General features: G+C 70.3%; 6 protein-coding genes and 1 pseudogene. All 7 read right to left on the reverse strand.

Annotation, left to right across the window (positions count from 1 at the left end):
* Positions 1 to 695 (reverse strand): 4-hydroxy-tetrahydrodipicolinate reductase (gene dapB / locus ABSF49_RS20910; protein ID WP_424114568.1); only part of this gene is annotated, 695 nt, incomplete at its 3' end.
* Between the two features lie 32 nt (positions 696 to 727).
* The gene (locus ABSF49_RS20915) at positions 728 to 1,036 is read right to left on the reverse strand and encodes a DUF1330 domain-containing protein (protein ID WP_424114563.1); all 309 of its coding nucleotides are present in this window, start codon (positions 1,034 to 1,036) and stop codon (positions 728 to 730) included.
* A gap of 2 nt (positions 1,037 to 1,038) precedes the next feature.
* Complete coding sequence (locus ABSF49_RS20920; protein WP_424114564.1) at positions 1,039 to 1,326, reverse strand: DUF1330 domain-containing protein; 288 nt, start codon at positions 1,324 to 1,326, stop codon at positions 1,039 to 1,041.
* Positions 1,327 to 1,397: 71 nt separating this feature from the next.
* On the reverse strand, positions 1,398 to 2,099 hold the full coding sequence (gene pyrF / locus ABSF49_RS20925) for an orotidine-5'-phosphate decarboxylase (protein WP_424114565.1): 702 nt from the start codon (positions 2,097 to 2,099) through the stop codon (positions 1,398 to 1,400).
* Positions 2,100 to 2,107: 8 nt separating this feature from the next.
* Positions 2,108 to 2,809, reverse strand: a complete 702-nt coding sequence (locus tag ABSF49_RS20930; RefSeq protein ID WP_424114566.1) for a class I SAM-dependent methyltransferase — start codon at positions 2,807 to 2,809, stop codon at positions 2,108 to 2,110.
* A 92-nt stretch (positions 2,810 to 2,901) separates the two neighbouring features.
* Positions 2,902 to 3,986: pseudogene (locus ABSF49_RS20935) on the reverse strand (molecular chaperone DnaJ).
* A gap of 136 nt (positions 3,987 to 4,122) precedes the next feature.
* Positions 4,123 to 5,208: Hsp70 family protein (locus ABSF49_RS20940; protein ID WP_424114567.1), on the reverse strand; the 1,086-nt coding region annotated here is incomplete at its 5' end.

Here is a 5,208-nt window from a genome sequence, read left to right on the forward strand (position 1 = left end):
GCGTGGTGGGAGAGGACGATGCGTTCGCCGTCGCCGGCGAAGATCACGCTGTGGTCGCCGACCACCGTGCCGCCGCGCAGCGAGGCGAAGCCGATCGCGCCCGGCTTGCGCGGGCCGGTGACGCCGTCGCGGCCGCGCTCGGAATGGCCCTTGAGGTCGATCGCGCGCCCGTCGGCCGCCGCTTGGCCGAGCATCAGCGCCGTGCCCGAGGGCGCGTCGACCTTCATCCGGTGGTGCATCTCGACCACCTCGACGTCGTAGTCGGGCCCAAGCGCGCGCGCCGCGTCGCGAACCAGCCGCGCCAGCAGGTTGACGCCGAGGCTCATGTTGCCGGAGCGGACGATCGGCGCGTGGCGCGCCGCAGCGGCGATTCTTTCGAGGTCGGCTTCCGTCAGCCCGGTGGTGCCGACGACGTGGGCGATGCGCGCCTGGGCGGCCAGCGCCGCCATTTCCACGCTCGCCGCCGGGGCGGAGAAATCGACGATTCCGTCGGCCTTCAGCGTCGCCGGCAGCGGGTCGTCGCTGATCATGATGCCGCTCGCGCCGGCGCCGGCGATGAGGCCGGCGTCCGCGCCGAGCGCCGCCGCGCCCTTGCGCTCGATCGCGGCGGCGAGCGTCACACCGGGCGTCTCGGCGATCGCCTTGATCAACATCCGCCCCATGCGCCCGGCGGCGCCGGTGACGATCAACCGCATGTCGACCATTGCGCTCTCCATGATCCGAGCCCTCAGGCCGGCTGCTTTCCGTCGTAACCCTCGATAATGACGAGGTCGCCCTGCGCTACCGGCGGTTGGCGCAGCGCGAAGGCGCTTCGGTACTCCGGCGATTCGTAGCAGGCGAGCGCGGTCGCGTAATCCTTGAACGCGATCACCACGTGGCGAGAACGCAGCGCGCCCTCCTTCTGCTTAGCTTGGCCCGCCCGCACCAGGAAGCGCGCGCCGTACTTGGCGAACGGCTTGGCGTTGGCCTCGAGATAGGCCTTGTAGGCGTCAGGGTCGGCGACGTCGACATGCGCGATCCAGTAGCCCTTGGCCACGCTTACGACCCCTCGACCAGAACCATCTCCATCTCGGCCGCGCCCTGACGAAGCGCGCGCGCCGCCTGATATTGCTCGGAGTAGAAGTAGCGCCGGGCGGCGTCGTAGCTGTCGAACTCGAGCACGACATTGCGCGCGCGCGCCTTGCCCTCCAGCGCTTCGTGGCGTCCCCCGCGCGCCAGCGCCTTGCCGCCGTGATCGGCGATCGCTTTGGTCGCGGCGGCGGCGTATTTGGCGTAGGCCTCGGGATCGAGAATGTCGACGCGCGTAACGACGTAACCCTTGGGCATTGGCGGCTCCCTCAATTGCGGCGCGAGACTAGCGTCCGGGCTGCGGATGGCAAGCGTGGCAAAGGTCGCAGTCAGCCGGCGGCGGCGATCTCGGCGACGATGCGATTGGCGGCGGCGCGCGGGTCGGGGTCCTGCGTGATCGGCCGGCCGACGACGAGATAGTCGGCGCCGTCGGCGATCGCCGCCGCCGGCGTCGCGACGCGCTTCTGGTCGCCGGTCGCGCCGCCCGCCGGGCGGATACCGGGCGTGACCAGCAGCAGCGAGGAACCGACGACGGCGCGAATCTTCGCCGCTTCGGCCGGGCTGCAGACGAGGCCGTCGATTCCGGCTTCGACCGCCTGGCGCGCGCGGCGCTCGACCAGCGCCTTGACGCCGAAGGCGTAGCCCGCCTCGGCAAGGTCGGAATCGTCGCTCGAGGTCAGCACGCTGACGGCGAGCAGCTTGAGGCCCGAGCCTTTCGCGCCGGCGACCGCGGCGCGCATCGTCTGCGGATAGGCGTGCACGGTGAGGAAGGCCGCCCCCAATCGCGCGATCTGCGCCGTCGCGCGTTCGACGGTGTTGGGAATGTCATGCAGCTTGAGGTCGACGAACACGCGCTTGCCCCCTTGGGCGAGCTTCGGCGCCAAGGCGAGGCCGCCGCCATAGGCGAGCTCCATGCCGATCTTATAGAAGCGCGCCGCATCGCCGATCGCCGCGACCAGCCGTTCGGCGTCGGCGACCTCGGCCGCGTCGAGAGCGACGATCAGCCGGTCGCGCGGCTCGGTCGGACGCATCGCCGCGATCACTTGGCGCGCGGACGCGGCTCGATACGCCGCACCAGCCGCGCAAACAGCGGCTCGGCGAAGGCGCCGTTGCGGTCGGCGCGGTAGGTCCACACCCGCGCCGGCGGCAGATTGCGCCAGATCGGCGCGGTGCAGTGCGCGGAATACCGCTGCGCGCAGGCCTCGCGCGGGATCGGCGAGCCGACGCCGTAGGTGAACTGGACCATCAGCCCCTGCGGCCCCATCAGCGCGAAGGCGTCCTCGATCAGCTTGAGGCGCCGCGCCGGCGGCTCGTTGAGCAGCGGCAGGCTCGAAACGACGGCGGCGATCGGCTGGCCGACGAGAGCGGCGAGCGTCTTGGGCAGATCGTAGGCGTCGCCCTGAATGATTTGCGCGCCGGGAAAGCGTTGCGCCAGCAGGCGGCAGAAGCCGTGATCGTATTCGACCAGCGCCAGCCTGTGGCGGCTGATGCCGCGCTCGACCAGCGCCTGCGTCACCGGCCCGGTGCCGGGTCCGAGTTCGACCACCAGTCCGTCGCGCGACGGGTCGATCGGGTGCGCCATCGCGCGAGCGAGGTATCGCCCCGACGGCGCGATGCTGCCGGTCAGGCGCGGCCGGTCGATCAGGGTCTTGAGGAAATGCGCCTGGTCCGCGATCGCCTGCCGGGTCCGCGGCCCCGGCCATTGCGGGGCGGGTCTCGGCGAAAGATGCGAAGGCTGCATGGGCGTTTCCGCTTACGCGTTCGCCGCGGCGCGGCGGGATCGACCGCGGCTGCGGCCACGACGCGCCTGCTTCGCCTTCACGGCGCAGGATGTCAACTCAGGCCCTCGAAGAATTCCTTCATCTTGGCGAAGAAGCCGCTGCTCTCCGGCTGGGTCTTGTTCGACGATTCGGCGTCGAACTCGGCGAGCAGCTCGCGCTGGCGGCGCGTCAGGTTCTGCGGCGTCTCGACGCTCGCCTGGATGTAAAGGTCGCCGTGTTCCATCGAGCGCAGCACCGGCATGCCCTTGCCGCGCAGCCGCATCTGATGGCCCGACTGCACGCCTTCGGGAATGCGCACCTGTGCGTCGCCGCCGTCGAGGGTCCGCACGGTGAACTCGCCGCCGAGCGCGGCGCGCACCATCGAGATCGGCACGCGGCAATAGAGGTCGGCGCCGTCGCGCTGGAACACCGGATGCGGCTTGACCGAAAGGAAAATGTAGAGGTCGCCGGTCGCGCCGCCGCGCAGGCCCGCTTCGCCTTCGCCCGCCAGGCGGATGCGCGTGCCGTCCTCGACGCCGGCCGGCACGTTGACCGACAGCGTGCGCTCGCGCGTCACGCGGCCGGCGCCGCCGCAACGGTCGCACGGGTTCTCGATCGTCACGCCGCGGCCGCCGCAAGCGGGGCAGGTGCGCTCGATGGCGAAGAACCCCTGCTGGGCGCGAACGCGCCCGTGACCGGCGCAGGTCTTGCAGGTCGTCGGCTTGGAGCCGGCCTTGGCGCCTGAACCGCCGCAGGCCTCGCAGGTCACCGCGGTCGGCAGCTTGAGCGTCGCGGTCTTGCCTTGATAGGCCTCTTCAAGACTGATCTCGAGATTGTAGCGCAAGTCGGCGCCGCGCTCTTTGCCCGAGCCGCCGCCGCGACCGCGCCGGCCGACGAAGTCGCCGAACAGGTCGTCGAAAATGTCCGCCATCGAGCTGGCGAAACCGTCGTTCAAGCCCCCCTGCTCGAAGGCGGCGTGGCCGTAGCGGTCGTAGGCGGCGCGTCGTTGAGCTCCTTGAAGCGCGCTTCGGCCTGGTGGTCGCCGGGATGGCGGTCGGGATGGCATTGCATCGCCGCCTTGCGGAACGCCGACTTCAGATCCGCGTCGCTGGCGGTCCGCTCAACCCCGAGGACTTCGTAGAAATCGCGCTTGGCCACAGTTCCAGCAACCCGAAGGACTCGGCGGCGTCCGAATCGCTCATCTATGTATAGGTCGCCCGCGGCGCGTCAATCGCTCGCCGGCGGCGGGCGCACGGCCCCCTCGCCGCCGGCGAAGGGATCCGGCGCGGCCCCGTCAGGCCGACTTCTTCTTGTCGTCGTCGACTTCGCGGAACTCGGCGTCGATGACGTCGTCCTTCGGCGGACCGTCGGGCGCGCCCGGCTCCGCGGCGCCCGGCTGCTGCGCCTTGTACATCGCCTCGCCGAGCTTCATCTGCGCCTGCATCAGGTCGTTGCTGCGCGCCTTGATCGCCTCGACGTCCTCGCCCTGCAGCGAAGCGCGCAGCGCCGCGACCGCCGCTTCGACCGCGCTGCGGTCGGACTGGGCGACCTTGTCGCCGTACTCCTTCAGCGCCTTCTCGGCGTCGTGAGCGAGCGATTCGCCATGGTTCTTGGCGTCGACCGACTCGCGCCGCCGCTTGTCCTCGCTCGCGTGCGCCTCGGCGTCCTTCACCATCCGGTTGATGTCGGTCTCGGAGAGGCCGCCGGAGGCCTGGATGCGGATCTGCTGCTCTTTGTTGGTCGCCTTGTCCTTGGCGGTGACGTTGACGATGCCGTTGGCGTCGATGTCGAAGGTCACCTCGATCTGCGGCACGCCGCGCGGCGCGGTCGGAATGCCGACGAGGTCGAACTGGCCGAGCGCCTTGTTGTCGGCGGCCATCTCGCGCTCGCCCTGGAAGACGCGGATGGTCACCGCGGTCTGGTTGTCCTCGGCGGTCGAGAAGACTTGGCTCTTCTTGGTCGGGATGGTGGTGTTGCGTTCGATCAGCCGGGTGAACACGCCACCCAGCGTCTCGATGCCGAGCGACAGCGGCGTCACGTCGAGCAGCAGCACGTCCTTGACGTCGCCCTGCAGCACGCCGGCCTGAACCGCCGCGCCGATCGCCACCACCTCGTCGGGGTTGACGCCCTTGTGCGGCTCCTTGCCGAAGAACTGTTTGACGACCTCCTGCACCTTGGGCATGCGCGTCATGCCGCCGACGAGCACGACCTCGTCGATCTGGCCGGCCGACAGCCCGGCGTCCTTGAGCGCCTTGCGGCACGGCTCGACGGTGCGCTGGATCAGGTCGTCGACCAGAGCCTCGTATTTGGCGCGCGTCAGCTTGAGCGCGAGATGCTTCGGCCCGCTCGCGTCGGCGGTGATGTAGGGCAGGTTGATGTC

It is taken from the genome of Roseiarcus sp. (genome assembly GCF_049514155.1).
In the GTDB taxonomy this organism is placed as follows: Bacteria; Pseudomonadota; Alphaproteobacteria; order Rhizobiales; family Beijerinckiaceae; genus Roseiarcus.